Genomic DNA, 24,966 nt, shown 5'->3' with positions numbered 1-24,966 from the left:
TCATTCCCGGTTTAACCCACCAAACTGTTATGGCTCAATTTTTACCCCTGCAGTTGCCCCAGGTAGCTGGCACCCCCACCCGGCTGGCCTGCGCGCTGCTCGTGGGCGGCGCCCTCCTCGGGACCAACCCGGCCGAAGCAGCCCCACTGGCCACGCCACCGGCCTCGGCCAAGGACATTAAAGTGGCCTTCACAGGCTTGGTGAAGGACTCCAAAGGCAACCCACTACCGGGCGTGACCGTGCTGATTAAAGGCACCAAAACCGGCACCACTCGGGTAGCGACGGGGTTTTTCACTTCAACCTTCCCACGGGCAACGAAACCCTGATTTTCAGCTTCGTCGGCTTTAAAACCCAAGAGGTGGCAGTGAACGGCCGCAGCACGGTGGAAGTGAGCCTGCAAGAAGACAACGCCGCGCTTGAAGAAGTAGTGGTGGTGGGCTACGGCACCCAGAACAAGGCCACCCTGACGGGCGCCGTGGGGGTGGTTGACATGAAGCAAATCCAGGACCTGCCGGTGGGCAGCTTGTCCACGGCCCTGCAAGGGCAGCTGCCCGGCGTGAGCGTGAGCGGCGGCACGGGCCGCCCCGGCGAGGCCGGCCAGATTACCGTGCGCAACCCTATCATTCTCTCGAAGGACGGCGGCACCCTGCGGCCCCTCTACGTTATCGACAACGTGGTGCGCACCGAAGACGACTTCAACGTGCTCGACCAGTCGGAAGTAGAATCCATCTCTGTTCTCAAAGACGCCGCGGCGGCCATTTACGGTGCCCGCGGCGCCCAGGGCGTGGTGCTGGTGGCTACCCGCCGCGGCCAGGTGGGCGCGCCCAAGTTCAGCTACAGCGGTTCGGTGGGCTCCACCGACGCCGCCATGCTGCCCAAGATGATGACCGGCGTGCAGCAGGCCAGGTACATGAACGACCTCAACCAGTTGAACGGCAAGTCGGCCACCGACCCGCTGATTTACACGCCGGACGAGCTAGACCACTTTGCCGCCAACAATACGAACTGGCTGAAAGAAGCCTGGAAGCCCGCCACCGTCACGCGCCACGCCCTGAATATGAGCGGCGGCACCGACCGGGTAACCTACTTCGCCGGCGTGAGCTACAACTACCAGAACGCCAACTTCGACAACATCAACGCCAACAAGTGGACCTACCGGGCCAGCACCGACGTGAAGGTGGCCCGCGGCCTGAAGGTGGCGCTGTCGGTGAGCGGCGACTTGCAGCAGAAGCGGATGTACTACCTCAAGCAGGGTGGCGAAAACATCGAAAACGACATGAAGAGCTTGCTCTACACGCCGCAGTGGGCGCCCATGTACGTGAACGGCCTGCCGGTACTGCTCTCCAACAGCGGCAACGTGAACACCGTGGATGCCTTCCACTTCTTTGAGGTGCAGAAGTCGAACAACTACACGTCCAGCCGGAACACCGGCCTGAACGTGACGGCCAGCGCCGACTACGAGCCTGCCCTTTGTCAAGGGCCTCAAGGCGCGGGTGTTGTTCAACAAAACCATGGACAACAGCTTTGGCAAGCAGTACGGCACGAAGTACAACGTGTACCGCCTGACGATGCTGGGCACCAACAAGCACATTTACGGCGGCGACGTGTCGGGCAACCCCGTGGTACTCAACAACGGCGACCGGGTGCGCCTGAACCCGACCACGTTCGACAGCTACCACTCAACGGCTACCTCACCTACGACCAGCAGTTCGGCAAGCACCACGTGTCCGCCATCGGCTTGTTTGAGCAGTCCGAAACCACGACGGACGGCGTGGCTGCCATGGCCGAGGGTGCCATCATCGGCGACGGGCTCGACAACATGAACTTCGCCACCGGCATACAGACCACTACCGAAAGCGCCAGCGAGGCGGGCACCTTATCCTACGCCGGCCGCTTCAACTACGACTACGCCGGCAAGTACCTGCTCGAAGCCTCGCTGCGCTACGACGCCTCCACCAAATTTGCGCCGGAGTACCGCTGGGGCCTGTTCCCGTCGGTGTCGGTGGGCTGGGTGATATCGGAAGAGCCATTCTTCAAGAACGCTGCGCCCTTCGTAGACTTCCTGAAGGTGCGGGGCTCGGTGGGCTTCCTCGGCGGCGATGCCACCAAGCCCTACAACTGGCAAACGAGCTACGGCCTGAAAACTGGTCAGGGCGCCGTGTTTGGCGGCAACGGCGACCGGTCGCTGGTGTTCTCGGCCAACAACGCCCTGGCCAACCGCGCCGCCCGCTGGGACGATAACACCAAGTACAACGCCGGCCTAGACGCGCAGTTTCTCGGCAACCGCCTCTCGCTGGGCATTGATGGCTTCTACGACCACCGCTACAACATGCTCACGGCCCTGTCGGGCTCGGCGCCGCTGCTGATTGGCGCCCCGCTCCCCTCCGAGAACTACTCGTCGGTGGACGGCTTCGGCTACGAAATTTCGCTGGGCTACAACGACAAAATCACCAGCGACTTGTCGTACCGGCTCAACACGTTCTTCTCCTGGAACGACAACAAGCAGATTCTTGTCGATGTGCCCCGCGGAGTGCTCGGCAATTACGACGACCCCACCGGCCGCTCGACTGACAGGGGCGTGCAGGGCTACGAATACCAGGGCATGTTCCGCACCCAGGCCGACGTCGACAAGTACCTGCAGGCCAACCCCGGCTACACCCTTTTTGGGGCTGCGCCCAAGCCCGGCATGCTGTACTACCAGGACATCCGCGGAGCGAAAGATGCGTCGGGCCAGTACACGGCTCCCGACGGCAAAATCACGGAAGTGGACCAAACCTACCTGACCCCAAAGGAAAGCAACCACTACGGCGTGGGCTTCAACCCCAGCATCAGCTACAAGTCGCTGACCATCTCCGCCACGATGGGCATCTCGTGGGGTGGCCAGGCGATGGTGGAGTCGGCCGCCCGCAAGCAGGGCACCCTTACTTCAAACCGGCCCGCTTTCTGGGCCGACCACTGGACGCCTGAAAACACGGATGCCGAGTACCCCGCGCCCCTCTACGCGGCTACCTACGACCTGCCTTCCTCGTTCTGGTTCCGGAGCTCGTTTTCGGCCGGTATGCGCAACGCCAACATTTCCTACGCCTTGCCCACCGGGCTTGTCAACCGCGCGGGCGTGGGCTCGGTGCGCATGTTCTTCACGGCCATCAACCCCTTCAACTTCTATAACCCATACAGCTACAAAAACTACGGCGGCGCTTACGATGCTTATCCGACGCTGCGCTCGTTGTCGCTTGGTTTGAACGTTGGCTTCTAATTCCCACTTCCTCAGCAACATGAAACCATTTCATCTCATCGCACTCGCTACCATTGGCTCCGCTTTCGCGTTGAGCAGCTGCGAAAAAGTGCTGGACAAGGAAAACCTGGGCGCGGCCGACGCTGAACTCATTTTCAAAGACTCCACGCTGACCAACCTCAACCTGAGCTACATCTACGCGCAGAACACGCCGGAGTGGGGCAGCCCGTTCACGAACACCGTCAACGGCAACGTGAACGTGAGCGGTTTGTCGGACGAATCCTCGGCCGATACCAAGTTCCTGGAAGGCACGCTGCAACAGTCGGACGTGGGCGACTTTGGCACGACGCTGAGTGCGACCAACAACTACGGGAAAATCCGGACCATCAACATGTTCCTGCGCGACGTGAAAATCGGCCCGCTTCCGGCTGGCACCAAGGGCCGCCTACGGGGTCAGGCCCAGTTTTTCCGGGCGTGGCGCTACTTCGAGCTCGTGCGCGAGTACGGCGGCGTGCCGCTGGTGATGTCGCCCCTGAACGGCGTGGGCGTGGAAGCCCGCGACCTGACCTACCTGCCGCGCAATACGACCACCGAAACCTTCGCCGCCATCACCGCCGACCTGGATTCGGCTATTCAGACCCTGCCCGGCAAGTGGGCCGCCAACGCCGACTGGGGCCGCATCAATAAGGGCGCAGCGGCCGCCTTCAAGGCCCGGGTGCTGCTGTACGCCGCCAGCCCCCAGTTTACCGCCGACAACGCTGCCAAGTGGCAGACCGCCTATACCGCCAGCGTGCAAGCCCGCGACCTACTGACGGCCAATGGCTTTCGCCTGCACGCGTCCTTCGACCAGCTCTGGTTTCAGGAAGTAGGCAACCCCGAAGCGGTATTTGTGACGGGGTATAACAACGTGACCGGCGACCAGGTACGGCGCAACAACCAGTACGACAACGCCACCCGCCCCTCTTATACGGGCACGGGCGGCGGCTCCAACCAGCCCACCTGGGAGATGGTGAAAGCTTTCCCCATGCTCGACGGCAAAAAAGCCGGCGAATCGACCAAGTACCCGTATTCAGACCAGTTGTTTTACAAAAACCGCGACCCCCGCTTCGACAAAACCATTGGCTACAATGGAGCCACCTGGCCCCTTAACGGCAACACGGCGTACAAGCTCTGGACCTATTACAAGGGCACGACCTCGGTAGAAAACAAGGCCACCAACACCGGCTTTTACACCCGCAAGGCCATCAACCCCACGGCCAACGTGAGCGAAGTGCAGTTCTTGGGCACCGACTGGATTGAGATTCGCTATGCCGAAGTATTGCTCAACCTGGCCGAAAGTGCCTGCGGCATCAACAACTTGACCGAAGCCTACACCCAGCTGAAAGCACTGCGGGCCCGGGCCGGCATCGAAGCCGGCACCGACGGCCTGTACGGCCTGAAATCCGGCATGAGCCGCGCCGAGATGTTCGACGCCATCCTCTACGAGCGGCAGCTCGAGTTGGCCTTCGAAGGCAAGCGCTTCTGGGATTTGCGCCGCTGGCGCAAGATGGAGAGCGTGCTCAACGGCAAGCGCCGCACGGGCGTGACCATCACCCTGAAGCCCACCGGCGTGCCCGCTGACTTCGCCACCACCCGCGACAACGTGAGCCTGGACCTGGCTTACACCACCTATTTCACCCTTGCGTTCAAGACGCTGGACTCGCGCTACGCCATCAACTGGAAGCCCGAGTACTACTTCTTTGGCATCCCGCAGGCCGCTATCGACAACAACCCTAAGCTGCAGCAAAACAATACCTGGGGCGGCCCCTTCGACCCCATGCGCTAAGCTGCGCGGCATCCCAATCACCGACTTGTGAATTAATGCGCCGCTATTCTGGCTGAATGGCGGCGCATTAACATATCCGGCCTTTCCGTTTCTCGTCAATTCCTTCTGTCACATGAGCACGCGCAGCCGCAATACGCTGGCCATCGGCCTGATAACCTCGCTGTTTTTCCTTTGGGGCTTTGCCCTGAATTTGAATCCCATTCTGATTCCGCACCTGAAGAAGGCCTGCCAGCTCACCGATGCCCAGTCGGCATTTATTGACTCGGCCTCCTACCTCGCTTACTTTCTGCTGGCTATTCCGGCCGGGCAGTTCATGAAGCGCTTTGGCTACAAGGGCGGTATCATCGTTGGGCTGTTGCTGTTTGCGGTGGGCGCTTTTCTGTTTTACCCCGCGGCCGCGGCTCGGTCCTATGGCTTCTTCCTGACTGCGTTGTTCGTCATCGCCTGCGGCCTGACCTTTCTGGAAACGGCGGCCAACCCCTACATCACCGTGCTGGGCGACCCCGACGGGGCCGCCCAACGCATCAACTTCGCGCAGTCGTTCAACGGCCTGGCGGCCATGCTGGCCCCGCTGCTCGGCGGCATGTTCATCCTTTCGGGCACTAGCCTGACGGCCGCGCAGGAAGCCGCCATGACCGGACCGCAGCTGCAAGCCTATCTCGACCACGAGGCTCAGGCCGTGCAGATCCCCTACCTGCTCATTGGCGGCGTGGTGCTGCTGGTGGCGCTGCTACTCGTGCGCACCCCGCTGCCCGAGCCTGGCCGAGGAAGAAGCAGCCGGCAGTAACGCGGGCGGCTCGCTGCTGCGCGAGAAAAACCTGCTGCTGGGCGTGACAGCGCAATTTTTCTACGTAGGCGCGCAGGTCTGCGTAAGCAGCTTCTTCATCCGGTTTGCCCAGCGCGTGGCGGGCATCGAGGAAAAGGCCGCGGCGCTCTACCTCTCGGCCGCCTTGCTGGGGTTCATGGCCGGGCGCTTCATTGGCACGGCGCTCATGCGGTACGTGGCCCCAGCCCGGCTGCTGGCCACCTACAGCCTCATCAACTTCTTTCTGGTGCTGGCAGCGGTGCTGCTCCACGGCAAGCTCTCGGTGTACGCGCTGATTGGGGTCGAATTTTTCATGTCCATCATGTTCCCCACCATCTTCTCGCTGAGTATTCGGGGGCTGGGTGCTAAAACCAAGGAGGGTTCCTCGCTGGTGATTATGTCCATCGTGGGCGGGGCCATCTTCCCAGTCATTGCCGGGCGCGTGTCCGATGCCAGCAACATCCAGGTGGCCTACGTGGTGCCGGCGCTGTGCTTTCTGGTGGTGCTGTATTTCGCTGTGCAGAACCTCAACGTCAAGCATGTGCCCCGCGCCCAGCTCATCCCAGCGCACTAACACGTGGCTGGCCTACTTGTCCGGATATGGGACCGCCGGACACATTCTTGAGCTGAATCCCGAGACCGGTGGCGAACCCTTGTCCGGCTCCCTCTCCGCATCCCATTAACCCCACCCCTAACGTCCCACCCGGTGTGAACCCTTTATGCCCAAAATTGACGCCCACCAACATTTCTGGCACTTCGACCCCGAGCGCGACGCCTGGATAACCGACGACATGGCGGCCATTCAGCGGGACTTTTTGCCCGCGGATTTGGAGCCCCTACTGCAGGAGCACGGCTTCGAGGGCTGCGCGGCGGTGCAGGCCAGCCAGTCGGAGGCGGAAACTAATTTCTTGTTGGAGCTGGCAGCTCAGCACTCTTTCATTAAGGGCGTGGTGGGCTGGGTCGACCTGCGGGCCGACAACGTTGAAGAGCGCCTGGCCCATTACCGTCGGTTCGAAAAGCTGAAGGGCTTCCGGCACGTGCTCCAGGGCGAAGATGACCGGGCGCTGATGCTACGCCCGGAGTTCCGGCGGGGCCTAGCCGCCCTGCACGCCCACGGCTTCACCTACGACGTGCTCATTCTGCCCGACCAGTTGGGCTATGCGGCCGAGCTGGCCGAGGCCTTTCCAACGCAGCCGTTCGTGCTTGACCACCTGGCCAAGCCCCTCATCAAAAGCGGAGAAATTGAGCCTTGGCGGCGGGATTTCACGGCCCTGGCCGCGCGGGAGAACGTGTGGTGCAAAGTGTCGGGACTCGTCACGGAAGCGGACCGGCAGCACTGGCAGCCTGCCGACTTTCGGCCTTACCTGGATGCGGCCTTCGAGGCCTTTGGGGCCCGGCGCCTGATGTTCGGCTCGGACTGGCCGGTGTGCAACGTGGCCGGCGGCTACGGCCGCGCCCACGCGCTGGTGGCCGATTACCTGGCGGCGTTTTCAGCCGACGAGCAGCGCCAATTCTGGGGCGACAATGCCATTTCCTTCTACGATTTATAGCCGACGACTTCATGGATTTACAGCTGCAGAACAAGGTCATCATCGTCACCGGCGGGGCCAAAGGCATCGGCGAAGCCATTGCGCGCTTGCTGGCCCAGGAGGGCGCCATCCCGGTTATCGTGGGCCGCCGCGCGGCCGACAACCAGCAAGCCGTAGCGGCGATTGAGGCCGCGGGCGGCCAGGCCTGGCAGGTGGTGGCTGAGCTCGCTGAGCCAGACGCCTGCGCCCAGGCGGTGCAGGCCGTCATCGCCCGGTTTGGCCGCATCGACGGGCTGGTGAACAACGCCGGCGTGAACGACGGCGTGGGCTTGGAGTACGGCGACTACGCGGGCTTCATGCTGAGCCTGCACCGCAACGTGGTGCATTACTACCTGATGGCCCACCACGCCCTGCCCGAGCTGAAAAAGTCGCAGGGCGCCATCGTCAACATTACCTCCAAAACCGCCGAAACCGGCCAGGGCAACACCTCCGCCTACGCCGCCGCCAACGGGGGCCGCAACGCTCTCACCCGCGAGTGGGCCGTGGAGCTGCTCAAATACGGCATCCGCGTGAATGCCGTGATGGTAGCCGAGTGCTGGACGCCCGCCTACGAAGCCTGGGTTCAGACCCTGCCCAACCCGGAGGAAAAGTTGCGCGAAATCACCAGCAAAATCCCGCTCGGCAACCGCATGACCACCGCCGAAGAGCTGGCCAATACCACGGCCTTCTTGCTTTCGCCCCGCTCCAGCCACACCACCGGCCAAATCCTGCACGTCGACGGGGGCTACGTGCACCTGGACCGCGCCCTGGCCAACGCTTAAAACCATGTTTCTGCTATGAACACCTTAGTCTGCACCGAGCCCGGCCACTTCGCCTATGAATCCCGGCCGGCCCCAACGCCCACGGCCGGCCAGGCCCTGCTGCGCATCCGGCGCATCGGCATCTGTGGCACCGACTTGCACGCCTTTCAGGGCACGCAGCCGTTTTTCAACTACCCCCGCGTGCTGGGGCACGAGCCTGGCCGGCGAGCCTGGTGGACACCGGGGGCGCCCCCGGCTTTGCGGTGGGCGACGCCGTCACGTTCATTCCTTACTTCAACTGCGGGCACTGCATTGCCTGCCGCGCGAGCAAGCCCAATTGCTGCGCGCAGATAAACGTGTGCGGCGTGCACGTGGACGGCGGCATGGCCGAGCCTGCTGGCCGTGCCAGCCGAACTGCTGGTACACGGCGACGGTCTGAGCTACGACGAGCCTGGCCCTGGTGGAGCCGCTGGCCATTGGAGCCCACGGCGTGCGGCGGGCCGGCATGCAGCCCGGCGAGTTTGTGCTGGTGGTTGGGGCGGGCCCCATTGGGCTGGGCGTGATGGAATTTGCGCGCATCGCCGGCGGCCAGGTCATTGCCCTGGACATCAACCAGCAGCGCCTGGCTTTCTGCCAGCAAGAATTAGGCGTGGCCCACACCGTCAACGCTCTGGATGCTGACGTGCTGGCTCAACTGGCCGCCATAACCAACGGCGACATGCCCACCGTGGTCATTGACGCCACCGGCAGCCAAAAGGCCATTCTCAATGCCTTCCAGTACCTAGCCCACGGGGGCCGCTACGTGCTGGTGGGCCTGCAAAAAGGCGACCTGAGTTTCTCGCACCCGGAGTTTCACAAGCGCGAGGCTACCCTCATGAGCAGCCGCAACGCCACGCGTGCGGACTTTGAGCACGTCATCCACTCGATGAATCAAGGCTGGGTGAAACCCACCACCTACATCACACACCGGGTGCGCTTCGACGAAGTAAAAACGGCGTTTGAGCCTTGGTTGGACCCCACCAACGGCGTAATCAAGGCCATGGTAGAATTGAATTGATTACGTAAAAAGCCCGGCCCCCACTCTCGACGAAGGCCGGGTTTGGGTGTCCGGAGCAGGGTGCGGGGCAGCCTAGCTGGGGCCGTTACTTGAGGCTGTTTTCTGGGCTTCCTGAGCCGACACTGACTCGCCCAGGTAGTTGCCATAGCCGACGATGACCGTGGACAGCACCACCGCCAAGATGCCCAGCGACACCGTGCGCATGGTGAGCCGATTGGCCCCGCGCCACTCGTGCAAATACAAGCCCCAGAAACTGCTGAAGGCGATGATGAAGGCCATGTGCAGGGTCCAGCCCGAAAAGCGGTATTCGCCCATCTGGCTGTCGCCCATGCCGTAGAAGAAGAACTGAAAATACCACGTGAAGCCCGCCAGCGCGCAGAAGATGACGTTACGCAGCGCCGGAAACGACGGGTTGAGGTAGTCGGTGTAGGTCTTGTTTTTAATGTTGAGGTAGATGCACCACACCGCGTTGGTAGTGAGGCCCCCAAGCAGGATGACTACCAGAATGGCGTTGTTGGCGAATAGCTCACTGGTGCCGCTTTTAGTGGCCAGGGTGGCAATGGGCTGCCCGGCGGTGAGGCCAAACGAGAAGCAGGCGCTCATGATGCCCGAGAACACGGCCACCAGCACGCCCTTGCGCAGCGAGAACTCAGCAATCGTTTCCTGCTTTTGCGCCTGCGTGAGCGACTTTTCTTTCATGAATCCAGCCAGGCCGCACACCACAATGCCCATCACGCACACCACCAGGCCCATGAGGATGACCTGCCCGGAGGCCGAATGCACCAGCGCGGGGAAGGTGCCCAGCCAAAGGGGCGGCACCACCGTGCCAAACACCGCGCACAGCCCCAGCGTGACGGCCATGCCCAGCGACAAGCCCAGGTAGCGCATGGCCAGCCCAAAGGTGAGCCCGCCAAATCCCCAGAGCACGCCCCACAGATACGTCCAGGCCAGGGTCGTGGTATCAGCCTGGGCCAATACGCCAAACAGGTTGTGCACCGTGAGCGAACCCATAATGAGGGGTGCGAACACCCACGATACGATGCCGCCCACCAGCCAGTAGCTTTCCCAGGCCCAGCCGCTGATTTTCTTGTAAGGCAGGTAGAAACTGCCGGAGGCAAAGCCGCCCAGCGCATGAAGGAGTACTCCCCAGATGACAGCCATAATCGTTCGGTAAGGTTTCAGGCAAAGCTGCCGGGTTGCCCAACGCAAACCCTCCTGTGCTCTCCTGACTGCGAAGTAAAGCCGGACGCCGGCACGGGCCAGCTTTACTTTTCAAGTTAAGCTGATTCGAGACCGGTGCCTTTTTTATCAGCAAGCAGGAGAGTGCAGGAGGTTGCTGCCGGACGGCCCGGGCACCTTTGTAAAAAAGCAATTCTATCCCGTTTACTGCGCAACGCAACAGCAGCATTATCATGGAAAAAACCCTCACTTTCCAGCACGTCAGCTACCTCTGGGACGAAACCAAAGCCGCGGAGCTGGCCGGCGACGAAGTAGCTCTTTTCCTCTACCGCTCCAACCTGCTCGGTGCCGACCTGCGCCTGACCAACTACGCCGGCGGCAACACCTCCGTTAAAATCACCGAAACCGACCCGGTTACCGGCCAACCCGTCGAGGTCATGTGGGTAAAGGGCTCGGGCGGCGACATCGGCACGCTCACCAAGGCCGGCTGCGCCAACCTCTACGTCGAGAAGCTGCACCAGCTCAAGAACCGCTACCGCGGCCTGGCGCACGAAGACGAGATGGTGGGCCTGTTCGAGTACTGCCTCTTCGACCCTAAATGCGCCACGCCCAGCATTGATACCCCGCTGCACGGCCTGCTGCCCTTCAAGCACATCGACCACCTGCACCCCGATGCACTGATTGCCATCGCGGCCAGCCAGGACGGCGAGCAGATTATGAAAGCAATCTGGGGCGACACCATGGCCTGGCTGCCCTGGCAGAAACCTGGCTTCGACCTGGGCCTGCAGCTGGAAAAAGTGGTGGCCGACAACCCCGGCCTGCGCGGCGTCATCCTCGGCGGCCACGGCCTGTTTACCTGGGGCGACACCAGCTACGAGTCCTACCTCAACACCCTCGAAGTTATTGAGCAGGCCGCCGCGTACCTGGAAGCCAACTATGGCCAGAAAGGCCCCGTCTTCGGCGGCGAAAAACTTGAGCAGACGCTGGACGCGGCCGGCCGCCGCCAGGCCGCCGCGGCCGTGATGCCGGTGCTGCGCGGGCTGGCCAGCAGCCAGCGCCGCATGCTGGGCCACTACACAGACGACGCCCGCGTGCTGGAGTTTGTCAACTCGAACGATTTGGCCCGTCTGGCCGCCAAAGGCACCGCCTGCCCCGACCACTTCCTGCGCACCAAAATTCGCCCGCTGGTACTCGACCCCGAGGCCATGCTCGCCGATGCGGCCGGCGTGAAGACGTACCTGGAGGCGCAGTTTGAAGCCTACCGCCAGGACTACGCCGCCTACTATGAGCGCAGTAAGCACGCCAACTCGCCGGCCATCCGCGATGCTAACCCGGTTATCATCCTCTGGCCCGGCGTGGGCTTGTTTTCCTTCTCGAAAGACAAGCAGACGGCCCGCGTGGCCGCCGAGTTCTACACCAACGCCATCAACGTGATGAAGGGCGCCGAGGCGGTGAGCACCTACCAGGGGCTGCCCGAGCAGGAAGCCTTCAACATCGAGTACTGGCTGCTTGAGGAAGCCAAGCTCCAGCGCATGGCTCCGCCCAAGGCCCTCTCGGGCAAGGTGGCCTACGTGACCGGCGGAACCGGCGGCATCGGCAAAGCCATCTGCGAGGAGCCTGCTCAAGTTCGGCGCCTGCGTGGTGGCCGTGGACCGCGACCGGTTGGAAGAAACCCAGAATGAGCTGCGCCAGAAGTTTGGAAAAGACAGCGCCCTCACGGCGGCCATCAACGTGACCGATGCCGAGAGCATCGCCGAGTCGTTGCGCCAGGCGGTGCTGCAGTTTGGCGGGGTCGACATCATCGTCAACTGCGCGGGCCTGAGCATCAGCAAACCGTTGGCCGAAACCACGCAAGCCGATTGGGACATTCTCAACGACGTGCTGGTGAAGGGTCAATTCCTGGTGAGCCAGGCGGCCGTAGCCACCCTGCGCCAGCAGGCCTTGGGCGGCGACATCGTGAACATCGCCAGCAAAAACGGCCTGGTGGCCGGGCCCAATAACGTGGCCTACGGCACGGCCAAAGCCGCCCACCTGCACATGAGCCGCCTGCTGGCCGCCGAGCTCGGCCCCGACAAAATCCGGGTGAACACCGTGAACCCCGACGCCGTGCTCCGCGGCTCCAAAATCTGGGAAGGCGACTGGGCCGCGGGGCGCGCCAAGGCCTACGGCATCTCGGTCGAGGAGCTGCCCCAGCACTATGCCAAGCGCACCCTGCTGGGTGAAGAGCTGCTGGCCGAAGACATCGCCAAGGCCGTGCGCGTGTTCGTCGATGGCTCGCTGAGCAAGAGCACCGGCAACGTGCTCAACGTCGACGGCGGCGTGGCCATGGCCTTCGTGCGTTAGACGGACCACACAACATTACTTCAGGCGGCTGCCTGTTGCTTTTACCGTCTAAAAGCATAAAAAGACCATCATGCTTCGACTCAGCTCAGCATGATGGTCTTTTTACATGATGTTATGTCATGTGCAGCATCCGGCGAAAAAGTCGCACCGTCCAGCTGCGTTGTCATTGCTGAAATGGCTACATTTGGAGGAAAACCTCTTCCTTCTTTCCATTTGCGCCGCTGCTACCCGCCAGGTTACACAATCGTTTGTGCAGCGACCTCGGCATGACTTGCCCCCGGGATGTACCAACTCCAACTAAAGCCCCTAGACAAAACCCCGAAGTACAAGCAGATTGTACAGTCGGTTATCATGGACATTGAGCGCGGCGTGCTGAAAAACGGTGACCACCTGCCGAGCATCAGCGAACTGAGCGTGGAGCATTACCTAGCCCGCGACACCGTGGAAAAAGCGTACCGCGAGCCTGCGCCAGCGGGGCTTCATTACGTCGGTACAGGGAAAGGGCTACTACGTGGAGGCCAATGACGCCTCCAAGCTGAAGGTGTTGCTGGTGTTCAACAAGTTGAGCTCCTACAAAAAGATTATCTACTACTCCTTCCTCGAAACCCTGGGTGAGTGCGCCACCGTGGACCTACAGATTCACCACTACAACGTGAACCTGTTTCAGGAAATCATCGAGAAGAACCTTGGCAAGTACAACCACTACGTGGTGATGCCGCACTTCACCCTCGACACTCCCAAAGCGCAGTACCTCGCCATCCTGAACACCATTCCCTCGCAGGAACTGGTGCTGCTCGACAAGGATATTCCCGAGCTCAAGCACGACTGCCTGTGCGTGTTTCAGGACTTCGACAAAGACATTTTTACGGCCCTCGAAAAAACGGAGGACTTGCTGGAAAAGTACTCCCGCCTGGTGCTGGTGCTGCCCTCCGACGCCAACCATCCAGAGGAACTGCCCTGGGGCTTCCGCTCCTTCTGCCTGATGCGCAACAAGGAGTTTTCGGTGGTCGAAAACGCCATGAACGAGGTAGTGGCGGCCGGCACCGCTTACGTGGTAATCCGAGAAACCGACCTAGTGGAAATCGTGAAGAAAATCCGCCAGACCAGCTACCTCTTGGGCCGCGAGGTGGGAGTAATTTCGTTTAACGAAACGCCCCTGAAAGAGCTGCTCAACATGACGGTGATTACCACCGACTTTGAAGCCATGGGCCGCACGGCCGCTACCCTGCTGCTGGAGAAACAGCGGGTGAAGGTGAAGAACCCGTTTTACACCATTCGGCGCGGGTCGCTGTAGAAGGGCCGGGGTGAGGTTTTTTCGGCTAAACAGGAGAGCCCAGAAGAGTTGCGGCGGCCGGCCCCTGGTAATTTGCTCCTCCCTACCCCGGACCATTTTCCACGCTCCCCACCCAACGCGCATGTTCTCTGACCAACGCCTTGCCGACCTCAACCAGCCGCTGCTCGCCGAGCACCAGCAGCAGTTCCAGCACCTGGCTGACGATCCGCGCCTGCGCCGGGCCGACGTGCCCGCCGTGGTGCAGAAGCTAGTGGATTTTCAGGTGGCCATTCCGAGCCTGGGCGCTGGGCACGGGCGGCACCCGCTTCGGCCGCTTCGCGCTGGGCGGCGAGCCCCGCACGCTGGAAGAAAAGATTGGCGACGTGGGCATTCTGCAAAGCCTCAACCGTTCGTCCAACTCCATTTCGCTGCACATTCCCTGGGATATTCCCCAGGACATTGCCGGCCTGCAGCAGCTGCTCCGGCAGCAGGGCCTAGTGATTGACTCGGTGAATTCCAACACCTTTCAGGACCAGCCAAACCAGCCCCACTCCTACAAATTTGGCTCGTTGAGCCACACCGAAAAGGCCGTGCGCGAGCAGGCCATTCAGCACAACATCGACTGCGTGGGCTACGGCCGCCACTCGACGCCCGGACGCTGACCGTGTGGCTGGCCGACGGCTCCAACTTTCCTGGCCAGCAGCACCTACGCCGCGCGTTTTTGCGCACCCAGGAGTCGCTGGCGGCCATCTACGAGGCCATGCCCTCGGACTGGACCATGCTCATCGAGTACAAGCCCTACGAGCCCAACTTCTACTCGATGGTGATTCCCGATTGGGGCACCTCGCTGGCCTTATGCCAGGCCATCGGCCAGAACGCGCAGGTGCTCGTGGACCTGGGCCACCACCTGCCCAACACCAACATTGAGCAGATTGTGGGCCGCCTGCGGCAGTTTGGCCGCCTCGGGGGCTTCCACTTCAACGGCTCGATGTACGGCGACGACGACCTGACCACCGGCAGCACCAAGCCCTTCCAGCTATTCTTGATTTTCAACGAGTTGGTGGACGCCGCCCTCGACCAGACGGTACCGGCCGAAGCCGTGGCCTACATGATAGACGCCAGCCACAATGTGAAAGACCCGCTGGAAGACCTGCTACAGTCGGTCGAGAACATCCTCTCAGCCTACGCCAAGGCCCTTTTGGTTGACCGCGCCGCTCTTAATGAAGCCCAGGAAGCCAACGACGTGGTGCGGGCCGAAGAAATCCTGCGCGACGCCTTCCTCACCGACGTACGGCCCTTGGTGGCCGAAGCCTACCGCCAAAGCGGCGGCGCCCTGAACCCCATCGCGGCCTACCGCGCCGAGGGCGTGCGCGAGCAACTCATTCGCCAGCGCGGCAAGCACAGCGTTTCCACTGGGCTATGAAAAAGTCGGTTTATGCGGTATTCGACATTGGCAAGACCAATAAAAAGCTGATTCTCTTCGATGAGGACCAGCAGATTATTGACGAGGAGCAGCACGTGTGCACCGACGTGCTCGACGACGACGGCTTCGTGTGCGACCATCTGCCCCGTCTCACCGAGTGGGTGCTCGACCACTGGCACCGCCTGCGCCACCACCCGCACTACACAATTAAGGGCGTGAACTTCACGGCCTACGGCGCCAGCTTCGTGCACCTTGGGGCCGACGGCCAGCCCATGCTGCCGCTCTACAACTACCTCAAGCCGCTGCCAGCTGAAATCGAGGAGAAGTTCTACGCCGAACTGGGCCAGTCGCCAGAAGCCTTCGCGGCCGAGACCTGCTCGCCGCAGCCTGGGCCTGCTCAATTCGGGCCTGCAGCTGTACTGGCTCAAGTACGCCAAGCCCGAGCAGTACGCCCAGATTCACACCTCGCTGCACCTGCCCAACTACCTCTCCTACCTGATTTCGGGCGAGAAATTCAGCGACTACACCTCCGTGGGCTGCCACACGGCGCTCTGGAACTACCAGCGCGGCGAGTACCACGACTGGGTGCGCCGCGAGGGTATCGACGAGAAGCTCGCGCCCCTCACCCGCGACTCCATCGCCTCGGTGGTCGACGGCATCCTGGTGGGCGTGGGCCTGCACGACAGCACCGCCGCCGTGATGCCCTACCTGGCCGAACACGAGGAGCCGTTTGTGCTGATATCGACCGGCACCTGGTCGGTCACCATCAACCCCTTCAACAGCCAGCCCCTGACCCCGGAGCTGCTGCGCCGTGACTGCCTGAGCTTCATGACGCCGCGGGGCGAAGCCACCCGCGCTGCCCGGGTGTTCCTGGGCCGCGAGCACGACTTTCAGGTGGAGCGCATCGCCGCACACTTCCACGTGAAGCCGGATTTCTACCGCTCCATCGTGCTGGCCCGGCCCTACGACGAAACCTCAGCCGACTTCCGCCCCGGCTGCATGGCCGGCACCGGCCCCTTCCCCGACCAGCTCGCCGGCGAATGGGACCTGTCGGGCTTCCGTACCGCTTCCGATGCCTACCAGCACCTCATGCACGGGCTGATTGCCATCTTGCTCGAATCCATCCACCTGGTCTGGCAAGGCGAGAAAATCATCTTCGTAGACGGCGGCTTTGCGCGCAACCCGCTGTTCATGCAAACCTTGAGCCTGGAATTTTCCGAAAGCCGAAATCCGCACGCTGGAAGTCCCGCAAGCCACGGCCCTGGGCGCCCTGGTACACCTGGAGCAAGGCGAGGCACTCAAGAAAACGCAGCCGCTCTTCACCAACGAAGCCGACCTCCCGCAGCTAGAGTCGCAAGGCCGCCCGGGGTGAAGGGTTGAGCTGCCCCCGCTCAATGAGTCGTTCCCCGGGGACGTCCCCGCCAGCATTCATTATCAAGCTCCATGAAAGTTGCCCTCTTCGTCCCGTGCTACATCGACCAGTTCTACCCGCAGGTAGGCGTGGCGACGTTGCAGCTGCTGGCGAAGCTGGGCGTGCAGGCGCACTTCCCAGCCCAGCAAACCTGCTGCGGGCAGCCCCTGGCCAACAGCGGCTGCGAGCGCGACGCGCTGCCCATCTACCGGCATTTCGTGGAGACGTTTCGCGACTACGACTACGTGGTGGCGCCCTCCGGGAGCTGCGTGTACCACGTGCGCAAGCATTTCGACAAGCTCGACCAAACTGCCGAAGTTCAACACGTGCGCGCCGCGGCCTACGACTTGATTGACTTCATCAGCTCTGTGCTGAAGGTGGAAACACTGCCGGGCGTCTTCCCCCACAAAGTGGGCCTGCACCTGAGCTGCCACGGCCAGCGCGGCCTGCACCAGGCCAACGAATCGGAGATAACGCCGGTGCGCGACGGCCGCCTGCGCCGCCTGCTGGCCTCTCTGGAGGGAATTGAGCTGACCGAGCCTGCGCCGCAACGACGAGTGCTGCGGCTTCGGCGGCACGTTCTGCGTGTCGGAAGCCGGCATCTCGGCCCGCATGGGCCAGGACCGGGTGGCCGACCACGTGCGGAGCGGCACGCAGGTGCTCACCGGCAGCGACATGTCGTGCCTGATGCACTTGGAGGGCATCGTGCGCCGCGCCAAGTTGCCGATGCGGGTGATGCACGCGGCGGAAATTCTTAACGGACTCACGCCATGAACCACGCCCTCCGCGCCGATACGTTTTTGCTCGATGCCGACCGCACCACTTGGCACGACGAAACGCTCTGGTTTGTGCGCGAAAAGCGCGACAAGGCCGTGTACGCCGTGCCCGAGTTCCAGAGCTGCGCGAGCTGGCTTCCCAAATCAAAGACCACACGCTAAGCCGGCTTGACCTGTATTTGCAGGAGTTCGAGGCCGCCGCGCAGGCCAATGGCGTGCACGTGCATTGGGCCGCCGATGCCGCCGAGCACAACGCCATTATCCTGGGCATCATTAAGCAGCAGGGCGCCACGCGCATCGTCAAGAGCAAGTCCATGCTCACCGAGGAATGCCACCTAAATCCCTACCTCATCAAGCACGGCATTGAAGTGGTGGACACCGACTTGGGCGAGCGCATCATTCAGTTTCGGGAAGAAGCACCCAGCCACATTGTGCTGCCCGCCATTCACCTGAAAAAGGAAGACGTAGGCGACACCTTCCACATTCATTTGGGCACGGAGAAGGGCGAAAGCGACCCGCAGCGCCTCACCGAAGCGGCCCGCCAGCACTTGCGGGCCAAGTTCCTGGCAGGACAGGTGGCGATTTCGGGCGTCAACTTCGCCGTGGCCGAAACCGGCGGCGTGGTCGTTTGCACCAACGAAGGCAACGCCGACCTGGGCGTAAATCTGGCGCAGGTGCACATTGCCTGCATGGGCATTGAGAAATTGATTCCACGGCTCACCGATTTGGGGGTGTTTACGCGGCTGCTGGCCCGCAGCGCCACCGGGCAGCCGGTTACCACTTACACCTCGCACTTCACCAAGCCCGCCGCGGGTAAGGCAATGCACATTGTCATCGTCGACAATGGCCGGACGCAGCAATTGGGCCGGCCCGATTTCCGGGCGTCACTCAAGTGCATCCGTTGCGGAGCCTGCATGAACACCTGTCCCGTGTACCGGCGCAGCGGCGGGCACAGCTACGATTTCACCGTGCCGGGCCCCATCGGGGCCATTCTGTCGCCAAACATCGACCTGAAAAAGCACGCCTCGCTGCCCTTTGCCAGCACGCTGTGCGGCTCCTGCACCGACGTGTGCCCCGTGAAAATCGACATTCACACCCAGCTCTACAAGTGGCGGCAGGTGCTGGGCGAGGCCGGCGAAATTCCCGCGGCCAAGAAGTGGAGCATGAAGTTCATGGGCCGCCTGCTCACCAGCCCCCAAGCCTTCGGCCTGAGTGGGCAGCTGGCCCGCAACGCCTTGCGCCGGCTGCCCCACGGCGTCACCCACGCCAGCACCTTCAACGCCTGGGCCGTGGCCCGCGAGCTGCCCGAGCCGCCCAAGCAGAGCTTCCGCGAGTGGTACGAGCAGCAGCCCAAGGCAATGCAGCAACCCAAGCAATCCCGGGACCCAGCATGAGCATCTCCTCCCGCGACCGGATTTTAGCCGCGGCCCAGGCCAACAAGCCGGCTGAAATGCCCCTACCTACTGTCCCCGACTTTGGCGGCGATGCATCGGTCGAGCGGTTCACCACCGTACTGACCAGCATTAGTGGGCGGGTGATGTGGCTCGATGGCTTGGAGCAGTTGGTGACCACCCTGCAGCAGCTATTCCCGGAGGCGCGCCATTCGGCCTCGCCCCTATTTCAGGCCACGGTGCCGGTTGATACCCTCACGCCAACCGACGTGCTGGCCGACATTGAACTAGCCGTTCTGGCGGGCGAAATCGGCGTGGCCGAGAACGGCGCTGTATGGCTGCCCGAGGCCAACATGCTCCACCGCGCCCTGCCCACCATCACCCAACACTTAGTGCTGGTGCTGGACCACCGCCGCATCGTGGCCACCATGCACGAGGCGTATTCAAAGCTGCCGAGCACTGGGGGCTACGGCAAATTTGTGGCTGGCCCCTCCAAAACCGCAGATATTGAGCAGTCGCTGGTGATTGGGGCACACGGCGCGCGCAGTTTGGTAGTGCTGCTGTATTAGATGGCCAAAGTCAGTCCATGGCTCAAGGCACTACCTCAACCTAAAAGGCTTTTTCAAGGGTCATCGCTTTGAACAGCGAATTGAGCGGCTGTCGGATTAAGCTTCGGAGCGAGCGGACTCAGGAAGCTAGCCCCCTAGGGAAGGTCGCCTGGAGCGGGGGTAGCAACGGTGACAACGCTGACGTGATGCGCAGCAGAAAAGGATAAAAGAGGACTCCCACCCAATCTTTTTCTATCCTGCTACGCATCAGCCAGGTTGTATTCGTAACTCACCCTACAAAACTGCAACAGGGCCCAAAGTAAACCCTCCCGCACTCTCCTGCCTGCGCTAAAAGAAAGCAGCGCTGGGGCCGCAGCCCCTGGCAGTGGCCCTTTTGCTAGAGCGCTTTCGTGGTGGTGTGCCAAGGGCGAGGGCCGCGCCCCAGTCTATCCGTCACTTCTCCCAGACGGTCGGGCTGCAAGGCTGGAGCGTCGGCCCGACACTCGGCGGGCAAGGTCCTGCCGTTTTGCAAGTATGACACCATGGCCGACGGCAACTGGCTCAAAATCAATTAGGCTACCTGTTCGGACTGCCAGCATTGCTCCCGGAAGCCCACGTGCGTGCTCGTGGCCAAGCGCAAGCAACTCGACCGCATGCTCTACGACGCTCAAGTATTGCTAGGGTGGCAGGAGCAGCAGAGCCGCTGGGGCCAGCGCATGCGGCGGGTCCGCCACAGCACCGTCGAGCCCGTGTTCGGAAATTTGCTTTATCACTACGGCTTGCGCCGGGTTAACGTACGCGGACAGGTCGGGGCGCACAAAACCATGCTGCTCTCCGCCGTGGCCTACAACCTCAAGAAGCTCCTCAAGTACCGGCTCCAACAGCAGCTGATTCTAGCGGTGGCCTTGCCCCGGCCTTTTCTGGCTGCGAATACACGCTCTTGCAGACGAAACAGGCGCATCAATAGCGCCAATTCGGGCACTCGCGAAGCGGCTGCTCAGCACTAGAACCACCTAAACCCAGTTCTGCAACAGTTACAGTGATAATCTTAAACCAACGTAGAGCAATCCCCCTTCAGTTAAATCTAATTGAAGGTAAAAGAGGAGGCAATAGCCGGGGGACCCGTCAGGGGACCCGTGGCTCATCTCGCCTATATCAGGACCTACCAGACTGGACACTAGTCTGCATACCAAACCGCCAAAAAGGCCAGAGAAGAGGGTTTTTGTCTGTTCCCATCTAGCTCAACAAGCAATTTCCGGGCCTTACACGACCACCAGTTTATCAGAAAATGCCCTGTAAATCAAGTATTTACAGGGCATTTTTCTTTTTGCCGTATCGAAAGCGTATCGCTTTCGCAAAGATTTACGGCGAGGGGCCCCTCTTTCGTTAAATTTCTTTGAGCACCATTTTGGAAAGGACGCTGCAAACCTGCCGCTACTTCTATCGGCTTGCAAGCGCCCAGCGAAAGGCTAACTGAGTACACGGCTGAGGGGAGCCGTTGAAGGGGTTGGGCTCATTGCCATGAAAATCCGCGCCCGCTACCCCCAACTGCAGGACCCTGCCGTGGTCAAGGTCATGGTCGTCCGCTCGGTGCACTCCTCCATGGCCCTGGCGAACCGGCCCGTGCCCGTGGCCCGCTTGGAGGCCCTGTACGCGCAAACCGCGCCACCTACCCCAACGGGTATGGCGGGTTCTTAAGCCCCGCCGGTCTGGACAACCAAGGCGGCCCGGCCTCCCTCGTCACCGCCGCGCGTCATAACCGTCTAGGATGCATCTTTGTAAGCGTTTTTCACCTGCTTCGATGATTCCTACGTCTTTTTCACGGTCCGTAACTGTTTTTCACGGCCGCACGGCGCCCGAGCCGGGTACCTTGGTGGGCTACGGCGCCCTGATCGAAGCCCTGCAACTCGCCGTTCCGTTGCCCCGCGACGTGGCCCTGATCAGCACCAAGCGCCGACAGTACCACGTGACCGGGTGGCGCGTCTTCACGCCGCGCCACCAGCCCGCGGACACCCTCTGGGCCCACCTGGTCTTTGCCCTCAAGTACGAAGGGCTGGACCTGCTCTTCTTCAAAAAGCTGTTCGTGCAGCTGCCAGCCGCCACCCTGGAGGAGTGGGTCCGGCACGCCCCGCAGAGCCGCTACGCCCGGACGGTGTGGTTCCTCTACGAATGGCTGCTGGCCCAGCGCCTGGACCTGCCCGACCTGACGCAGGGCAACTACGTGCCGGTGGTCAACGAGCAGCTGCAGTACGCCGCGGCGACGGGCGTACCCATCAGCCGTCAGCGCCTGCGCAACAACCTGCCGGGCGTGGCAGGCTTCTGCCCGTTGGTGCACAAAACCGCCACGCTGGAGCAGTACCTGGCCCGCGACCTGGGCGGCCGGGCGCAGCACGTGCTGCGCGGGCTGCACGCCGACGTGTTGGTCCGGACCTCGGCCTTTCTGCTGCTGAAGGACTCCAAGGCCTCCTTCACCATCGAAGGCGAGCAGCCGCCGCCCACCCGGGCCCTGCGCTGGGGCCGCGCCATCGGCCAGGCCGGTCAGCAGCCGTTGAGCCGCGAAGAACTGCTGCGCTTGCAACAGCTGGTCATTGAAAACAGCCGCTTTGTCCGCCTGGGCTACCGCACCGAGGGCGGCTTTGTCGGGGAACACGACCGCCAGACGGGGACCCGATTCCGGACCACGTCTCCGCCCGCTGGCAGGACCTGGAGAGCCTCATGGGCGCGTTGCTCGACGCCGCGGCCCACCTGGAAACCGCGGGCTTCCCCCGTGCTGAGCGCGGCCGCGATTGCCTTCGGCTTTGTCTTCATCCACCCCTTTGTCGACGGCAACGGGCGGGTGCACCGCTACCTGATCCATCACCTGCTGGCCCGCTTGGGGTTTACGCCCCCGGCATCATCTTTCCGGTCTCGGCCGCGATTCTCGAGCACCTGCCCGCGTACCGGCAGGTGCTCGAGAGCTATTCGCACCCCGTACTGGAGTTCATTCCCTGGCGGAAGACCGCCGACCACAACGTGGAGGTACTGGCGGACACGAGCGACTACTACCGCTACTTTGACGCCACGGCCACGGCCGAATTCCTGTTTGCGTGCGTGGCGTATACCTTGGAAAAGACCATTCCCCAGGAAGTGGCCTACCTGCAGCGCTACGATGCGCTAAAGGCGTGGCTGGACGAGCACTTCCAGATGCCCGACAAGCTGGTGGCCACCTTGATTCGTTTCCTGGAGCAGAACCAGGGCATCCTCTCGAAGCGGGCCCGCGAAAAGAATTGGCGCTGTTGACGCCGGAAGAAGTTGCCCAGATCGAGCATCAATACGCCGTGCATTTCCTCAACTAAACGCCAGTCCGGTAAAACCAGTATTTTTTGGCGGCGCACCGGCGCAGATGGGTTTTGGGGACCTACCCAAGGCTTCTGCAACAGCCACGGTCCGAATCAAAACGCGCTTGCTCAAGAGCAGACACCGCATCTAGATGGCGTCCAGCCCCGGCAAGCCGAGCAAACCAGCGGCGCGCCGCGCCACGGTTTTGACACTGGCGATATCCGGGCCGGTGATGGTCAGGTGGCCCATCTTGCGGCCTGCGCGCGCGTGCAGCTTGCCGTACAGGTGCAGGTGCATTCCCGGCAGGCTCAGCACGGCGGTCCAGTCCGGCTCCCGCCGTTGCCCGCGGGCGTCAAACCACACCTCGCCCAGCAGGTTGAGCATGATGGCCGGGGAATGCTGGCGCGGCTGCGGCAAGGGCAACCCCGCCATGGCATGGACCTGCAGGTCAAACTGCGACGCGTCACAGGCGTCCAGGGTGTAGTGGCCGCTGTTGTGCGGGCGCGGGGCCATTTCGTTGACCACCAGGCCGCCGTGCGCACTGCCGTCGTCCACCACAAAAAACTCGACGCAAAGCACCCCGACATAGCTGAGATGATGCGCGATGGAAACGGCCGCCTCGCGGGCTCTGGTTGCCAGGGCGGACGGCATAGTTCCTTCGTACGCGTGGGTCACGGCCAAAATTCCATCCACGTGCACGTTGCGCTGGGGGCGAAGCTAACGACCTGTCCGTCCCAGCCGCGCGCCACCAGCACCGAACACTCGGCCATTAGCGGCAGCATCTTTTCCAGCACGCAAGCGGTGCCGCCCAACTCCGCCCAGGCGGCAGCCAGTTCGCCGGCGGTCTTCACGCGGACCTGGCCCTTGCCGTCGTAGCCCATGCGCGCGGTTTTCAGGATGCCGGGCAGCAAATCAGCTCTGCCGTCCTGGACGGCCTGCAGCTGGGCCAGCGTTTCAATCACCGCATAGGGCGCGCAGCTCACCCCCGACACGTCGGCGCAGGCTGTGAAGTGGGCTTTTTCCTCGATGCGGTTTTGCGCAATGCCCACCACGGCCGCGCTAGGCGCTACGGGTCGGGTCAGCGCCAGCGTTTGCAGGGACTGGGCAGGCACGTTTTCAAACTCGGTGGTGATGGCCTGGCACAGGCGGGCCAGTTGCGCCAGCCCGGCCGGGTCGTTGTAGTCGGTCTGGATGTGGTGGTGACTCACCTGCCCGGCCGGGCTCTGTGCGTCGGGCTCCAGCACGGCGGTGAAGTACCCCAGGCGCTGGGCGGCATGCACAAACATCCGGCCCAGCCTGGCCGCCCCCAGCACCCCCAGGGTAGCCGGCTGGCCCGCGGCGTCTACACTGCCCGGGAAAACAGGGGTCATGGCTGCAACGTGAATACTGGCGCTCATACCGGCAGTGTCATGGCGCGAGCGGCTTCGGTTTGTTCGGCACGAAACGCCTGCAGCTTGGTCGCCAGGCCCGGGTCGTGCAGGGCCAGCATGCTAACCGCGAACAGCGCGGCATTGGCCGCCCCGGCATTGCCAATCGCAAACGTGGCCACGGGCACCCCTTTGGGCATTTGTACGATGCTGTGCAGCGAGTCCACCCCCTGCAAATGGCGACTGGCCACCGGCACCCCCAGCACCGGCAGCGTGGTTTTGGCGGCCATCATGCCCGGCAGGTGAGCGGCCCCACCCGCGCCGGCGATAATGGCCTGCAAGCCGCGCGGGCCGGCTTGTTCGGCGTAGGCAAACAAGTCGTCGGGCATGCGATGGGCCGACACTACGCGCGCTTCATGGGCCACGCCAAAGTGCGCGAGCATCTGCACGGCATGCTGCATGGTGTCCCAGTCGCTGCTGGAGCCCATGACCACGCCGACCAGCGGCTTGCCCGGGACGGTGCCGAGGCTGGGGGTGTCGGATGGGAGAACGGTACTCATGGTTAAGTAAGCTTTATAGAACGTCATGCAGAGCGCAGCGAAGCATCTCGCGTGCAGCAGTGTTCAATCAATTGGATTAGTAGTGGCACGCGAGATGCTTCGCTGCGCTCTGCATGACCACCTTTT

17 protein-coding genes and 8 pseudogenes are annotated in these 24,966 nt (G+C 62.4%); 21 read left to right on the top strand and 4 right to left on the bottom strand.

Annotation, left to right across the window (positions count from 1 at the left end; translation table 11 throughout):
• Window positions 1-53: 53 nt before the first annotated feature.
• The 7 genes and pseudogenes from ACFQT0_RS10060 (at window position 54) to ACFQT0_RS10030 (ending at window position 9,251) form a co-directional block, all read left to right on the top strand.
• A complete protein-coding gene (locus tag ACFQT0_RS10060; RefSeq protein ID WP_380202412.1) occupies window positions 54-326 on the top strand; it encodes a hypothetical protein in 273 nt (90 codons plus the stop codon).
• The gene (locus tag ACFQT0_RS10055) at window positions 323-3,256 is read left to right on the top strand and encodes a SusC/RagA family TonB-linked outer membrane protein (RefSeq protein WP_380205971.1); all 2,934 of its coding nucleotides are present in this window, start codon (window positions 323-325) and stop codon (window positions 3,254-3,256) included. Before ACFQT0_RS10060 ends, ACFQT0_RS10055 begins: the two co-directional genes overlap by 4 nt.
• Before the next feature lie 19 nt (window positions 3,257-3,275).
• The gene (locus ACFQT0_RS10050) at window positions 3,276-5,060 is read left to right on the top strand and encodes a RagB/SusD family nutrient uptake outer membrane protein (RefSeq protein ID WP_380202410.1); all 1,785 of its coding nucleotides are present in this window, start codon (window positions 3,276-3,278) and stop codon (window positions 5,058-5,060) included.
• Between the two features lie 112 nt (window positions 5,061-5,172).
• Window positions 5,173-6,439: pseudogene (gene fucP, locus ACFQT0_RS10045) on the top strand (L-fucose:H+ symporter permease).
• 145 nt (window positions 6,440-6,584) lie between these two features.
• Window positions 6,585-7,415, top strand: coding sequence for an amidohydrolase family protein (locus ACFQT0_RS10040; protein WP_380202408.1), 831 nt, complete (start codon window positions 6,585-6,587; stop codon window positions 7,413-7,415).
• Between the two features lie 11 nt (window positions 7,416-7,426).
• Window positions 7,427-8,215, top strand: a complete 789-nt coding sequence (locus ACFQT0_RS10035) for an SDR family oxidoreductase (RefSeq protein ID WP_380202406.1) — start codon at window positions 7,427-7,429, stop codon at window positions 8,213-8,215.
• A gap of 15 nt (window positions 8,216-8,230) precedes the next feature.
• Window positions 8,231-9,251: pseudogene (locus ACFQT0_RS10030) on the top strand (zinc-binding alcohol dehydrogenase family protein).
• Between the two features lie 72 nt (window positions 9,252-9,323).
• Here the strand turns inward: ACFQT0_RS10030 and rhaT are convergent.
• Window positions 9,324-10,412, bottom strand: a complete 1,089-nt coding sequence (gene rhaT, locus ACFQT0_RS10025; RefSeq protein WP_380202404.1) for an L-rhamnose/proton symporter RhaT — start codon at window positions 10,410-10,412, stop codon at window positions 9,324-9,326.
• 251 nt (window positions 10,413-10,663) lie between these two features.
• On the opposite strand from rhaT, the pseudogene ACFQT0_RS10020 reads away from it, so the two are divergent.
• The 14 genes and pseudogenes from ACFQT0_RS10020 (at window position 10,664) to ACFQT0_RS09955 (ending at window position 22,874) form a co-directional block, all read left to right on the top strand.
• A pseudogene (locus ACFQT0_RS10020) lies at window positions 10,664-12,773 on the top strand (bifunctional aldolase/short-chain dehydrogenase).
• Window positions 12,774-13,055: 282 nt separating this feature from the next.
• The gene (locus tag ACFQT0_RS10015; RefSeq protein WP_380202402.1) at window positions 13,056-13,298 is read left to right on the top strand and encodes a GntR family transcriptional regulator; all 243 of its coding nucleotides are present in this window, start codon (window positions 13,056-13,058) and stop codon (window positions 13,296-13,298) included.
• The gene (locus tag ACFQT0_RS10010; protein WP_380202400.1) at window positions 13,285-14,067 is read left to right on the top strand and encodes a GntR family transcriptional regulator; all 783 of its coding nucleotides are present in this window, start codon (window positions 13,285-13,287) and stop codon (window positions 14,065-14,067) included. The genes ACFQT0_RS10015 and ACFQT0_RS10010 overlap by 14 nt, the downstream gene beginning before the upstream one ends.
• A 226-nt stretch (window positions 14,068-14,293) precedes the next feature.
• Window positions 14,294-15,469, top strand: a pseudogene (locus ACFQT0_RS10005) (TIM barrel protein).
• On the top strand, window positions 15,466-16,284 hold the full coding sequence (locus ACFQT0_RS10000) for a hypothetical protein (RefSeq protein WP_380202398.1): 819 nt from the start codon (window positions 15,466-15,468) through the stop codon (window positions 16,282-16,284). The pseudogene ACFQT0_RS10005 and the gene ACFQT0_RS10000 overlap by 4 nt, the downstream one beginning before the upstream one ends.
• Window positions 16,169-16,849 carry a hypothetical protein gene (locus ACFQT0_RS09995; protein WP_380205970.1) on the top strand — a complete coding sequence of 227 codons (681 nt, stop codon included), beginning with the start codon at window positions 16,169-16,171 and terminating at the stop codon, window positions 16,847-16,849. Before ACFQT0_RS10000 ends, ACFQT0_RS09995 begins: the two co-directional genes overlap by 116 nt.
• Before the next feature lie 63 nt (window positions 16,850-16,912).
• Window positions 16,913-17,101, top strand: a pseudogene (locus ACFQT0_RS09990) (heterodisulfide reductase-related iron-sulfur binding cluster); the annotation flags it as partial.
• Between the two features lie 364 nt (window positions 17,102-17,465).
• A complete protein-coding gene (locus ACFQT0_RS09985) occupies window positions 17,466-17,654 on the top strand; it encodes a hypothetical protein (RefSeq protein ID WP_380202396.1) in 189 nt (62 codons plus the stop codon).
• A pseudogene (locus ACFQT0_RS09980) lies at window positions 17,651-19,050 on the top strand (lactate utilization protein B). The gene ACFQT0_RS09985 and the pseudogene ACFQT0_RS09980 overlap by 4 nt, the downstream one beginning before the upstream one ends.
• On the top strand, window positions 19,047-19,616 hold the full coding sequence (locus ACFQT0_RS09975) for a LutC/YkgG family protein (RefSeq protein WP_380202394.1): 570 nt from the start codon (window positions 19,047-19,049) through the stop codon (window positions 19,614-19,616). The pseudogene ACFQT0_RS09980 and the gene ACFQT0_RS09975 overlap by 4 nt, the downstream one beginning before the upstream one ends.
• Before the next feature lie 572 nt (window positions 19,617-20,188).
• A pseudogene (locus ACFQT0_RS09970) lies at window positions 20,189-20,602 on the top strand (transposase); the annotation flags it as partial.
• 514 nt (window positions 20,603-21,116) lie between these two features.
• A complete protein-coding gene (locus ACFQT0_RS09965; RefSeq protein WP_380202392.1) occupies window positions 21,117-21,293 on the top strand; it encodes a hypothetical protein in 177 nt (58 codons plus the stop codon).
• 103 nt (window positions 21,294-21,396) lie between these two features.
• On the top strand, window positions 21,397-22,752 hold the full coding sequence (locus ACFQT0_RS09960; RefSeq protein ID WP_380202390.1) for a Fic family protein: 1,356 nt from the start codon (window positions 21,397-21,399) through the stop codon (window positions 22,750-22,752).
• Window positions 22,722-22,874, top strand: a complete 153-nt coding sequence (locus ACFQT0_RS09955; protein ID WP_380202388.1) for a hypothetical protein — start codon at window positions 22,722-22,724, stop codon at window positions 22,872-22,874. The genes ACFQT0_RS09960 and ACFQT0_RS09955 overlap by 31 nt, the downstream gene beginning before the upstream one ends.
• 186 nt (window positions 22,875-23,060) lie before the next feature.
• On the opposite strand, the gene ACFQT0_RS09950 is transcribed toward ACFQT0_RS09955, so the two are convergent.
• The 3 genes and pseudogenes from ACFQT0_RS09950 to purE all read right to left on the bottom strand — a co-directional run bounded on the left by ACFQT0_RS09950 (window position 23,061) and on the right by purE (window position 24,840).
• Window positions 23,061-23,297, bottom strand: a complete 237-nt coding sequence (locus ACFQT0_RS09950) for a hypothetical protein (RefSeq protein ID WP_380205969.1) — start codon at window positions 23,295-23,297, stop codon at window positions 23,061-23,063.
• 126 nt (window positions 23,298-23,423) lie between these two features.
• Window positions 23,424-24,283 (bottom strand): annotated as a pseudogene (locus ACFQT0_RS09945) (ATP-grasp domain-containing protein); the annotation flags it as partial.
• Between the two features lie 23 nt (window positions 24,284-24,306).
• Window positions 24,307-24,840: a 5-(carboxyamino)imidazole ribonucleotide mutase gene (gene purE, locus ACFQT0_RS09940; RefSeq protein ID WP_380202386.1), complete on the bottom strand. Its 534-nt coding sequence runs from the start codon at window positions 24,838-24,840 to the stop codon at window positions 24,307-24,309.
• Window positions 24,841-24,966: the final 126 nt, after the last annotated feature.

The sequence above is a fragment of the Hymenobacter humi genome (assembly GCF_042665855.1).
GTDB classification, from domain to species: domain Bacteria; phylum Bacteroidota; class Bacteroidia; order Cytophagales; family Hymenobacteraceae; genus Hymenobacter; species Hymenobacter humi.
The sequence above is the reverse complement of the archived record's forward strand: the minus strand, read 5'-3'. Positions and strand labels throughout refer to the sequence as shown.